The organism is Streptosporangium sp. NPDC003464 (assembly GCF_053588315.1).
Genome location: NZ_JBSFPS010000497.1, coordinates 1 through 2,761 on the forward strand (window position 1 = coordinate 1; position 2,761 = coordinate 2,761).

Annotated in this window: 1 protein-coding gene; it reads right to left on the minus strand. The window is 73.9% G+C overall.

Annotated features, from left to right (window positions below):
* The coding region (locus tag ACWDS7_RS47750) for a BTAD domain-containing putative transcriptional regulator (protein WP_451934713.1) at positions 1–2,315 on the minus strand (2,315 nt) is incomplete at its 3' end.
* Positions 2,316–2,761: the final 446 nt, after the last annotated feature.

Here is a 2,761-nt window from a genome sequence, read left to right on the forward strand (position 1 = left end):
CCGTCCCGGCCGGGACGGCGCAGCGCGTCGAGCCGGGCGGCGGTGTCGGCCTCGCCCGGGACGTCGCCGATCTCGGCGAACAGGGCCCGCGCGAGGCCCAGGGTGTCCAGGCACTCCCGGTGCCGGCCCTGGCGGTGGTCCAGCTCGCCCAGGCCGCGCAGGGTGACGGCCTCGCCGCGCCGGTTGCCGGTGGCGCGGCAGGCCAGGAGCGCGGAGCGGTGGGTGGCGCCGCTCTCGGCCCACGGCGTCCGGGTGATCGCGGCGTTCAGCGTGGCGGCGGCCAGCTCCCAGGCCAGCTCGTCGTGGCCCAGCTCCGAAGCCTGCCGCACGGCGGCGGCCAGGCAGGGCCGTTCGCTGTCGAACCAGGCCAGCGGGTCGGCGAGCAGCGTCTCCCGGACGGCCGCCGGCGGCGGCCAGCGCGGCGACCGCCCCTGGACCGGCGCCCGGACGGTGTGCGGCAGGCGGCCGTCGGCGTCCTGGGCCAGCGCCAGCAGCGTGGCCAGGGCGCGGGTGACGACCGTCCTGACGGTGACCTCGCTCTCCTCCCGCAGCGCCAGCTCGCGGGCGTAGCGGCGCACCAGCTCGTGGAAGCGGTAACGGGGCCGGCCGCCGGCGTCGGCCCCGGCGAGATCCAGCAGGTAGGCGTCGGCCAGCGCGTCGATGAGATCCTCGGCCGCCTCGGTGGACGTCTCCAGCACCCCCGCGGCCAGCCATGGCGCGAAGGTCGGCAGGTCCAGCAGCCCGAGCAGGCGCAGGGCCCGCTGGGCCGGCCCGTCGAGCCTGCGGTAGCCGAGCGCGAGGGTGGCCCGCACGTCCGACAGCTCGTCGAGACCACGCCGCTCGTCGGCCATGCGGCTGGCCATCCTGGCGAGCGTCCAGTGGGGGCGGGCGGCGAGCCGGGTGGCGGCGATCCGGATGGCCAGCGGCAGCCGGCCGCAGAGCCTGACGAGTTCGGTGGCGGCCTCCGGCTCGGGCGCGACGCGCTCCTCACCGACGATCAGCGCGAGCAGGTCGCCCGCGTGGTGGGGCTCCAGCAGGTCGAGGTCGACGGCGTGCGCGCCGGGCCAGCCGGCCGTCCGGGACCGGCTGGTCACGATGACGGAGCAGGACGGCGACCCGGGCAGCAGCGGCCGCACCTGGGCCTGGTCGGCGGCGTCGTCCAGCACGACGAGGACGCGGCGGCCGGCCAGCCGGGTGCGGTACAGCTCGGCGCGCTCGTCCGGATCCTCGGGGATCACCGGATCACAGACGCCCAACGAGCGCAGGAACCGGCTGAGCACCCTGGAGGGGTCGGCCGGCTGCTCGTCGGAGCCCCGCAGGTCGGCGTAGAGCTGGCCGCCGGGGAAGTCGCCGCTCATGCGGTGCGCCAGATGGACGGCCAGCGTCGTCTTGCCGACGCCCGCCCTGCCGGTGATCGTCGACACCGGGATCGGCCCCGGCCTGCGGTCGGCGATGAGGGCGCTCAACTGCTCGACCAGCTTCTCCCTGCCGGTGAAGTCGGCGATGTCAGCGGGCAGCAGGGACGGGCGGGGCGCTCCGGCCGGGTCGGCGCCCTCGTAGCGCGGTTCCTGGCGCAGCACCTGGAAATACGCCTCGCGCAGCTGGGAGCCGGGGTCGACGCCCAGCTCCTCGGCCAGCCTGAGGCGGATGAGCCCGTACTCGGCCAGCGCTTCGGCCTGCATCCCGGAGGCGGCGAGGGCGAGCACGAGCGAGGTGTGCACGGCCTCGTTCAGCGGTTCGGCGGCGGCGACCGCGCGCAGCTGCGGGACGACGTCGGCCGACCGGCCGAGCCGCTGGGCGATCCTCGCCGCCTCCAGCAACGCGTCGATCCGCTCGTGCTCGATGGCGCGGACCCAGGGATGGCCGCGCAGCACATGGTCGAGATCGGCCAGACATGGCCCGTTCCACATTTGCAGCGCGGCGATCAGCAGCGCCAGGGACTCCTCCGGGGACGCGGCCGAGCGGGCCCCCGCCACCCCCGCCCGGAAGCGGACCAGGTCCACGTCGCACCGGCCGAGCTGGACCACGTAGGCGGTGCCCATCCCCTTGAGCCAGGTCGTGGCCGAGGACGCGCCCCTGCCCGGGTCGACCTGGCGGCGCAGCCGTCCCACGTAGGTCTGCACCAGGTTGACCACCGACTCGGGCGTGTCGTCGCCCCAGAGCGTGTCGATGATCTCCTGGCGCCTGACCGGTGAGCCCGCCCGGAGCAGGAGCAGGGCGAGCACGGCCCGCTGCTTGTCCGAGCCGATCCTGACCTCGGTCTCACCCCTCCACACCCGGAGCGGACCAAGCAGGCGGAACCGTATGCCCGTCATATTCCCATCCAGGACAGACCAGCGGCGGGTAGCTAAAACCAGAGAATCATACGATTTGACCTAGTCGAGTGCGAGGTATTGACCTGTCAAAGTACGGCCGGCCGAGTGCGAAGTATTGACCTGGCACCGGCCTGGTATCGGCCTGTCGGAGTGCGGCCGCTGGAGCCGTTCTGGCATCCGACTGTATTCCCCCCTCCCCATGGGGGATCTCCCGTCCAGTACGGCGTCGGCGTCGCTCCAGCGCCACCGGTCATGGTGATGCGGAACCTTCGACGCAGGGAGGGGGTGCACAGATGAAGAAGATCAAGATTCGCAAGGTCGGCCCGATCCGCCTGACCGCCGCGGCGTGCTCGATCTACAAGGTGCCCAACTAGGCAGCCCCCGTGCGGGCTCCGTCGGCGAGGAGACCGTGGCCGAGGTGTGGTCGGAGGTCGGCCCGCACATCG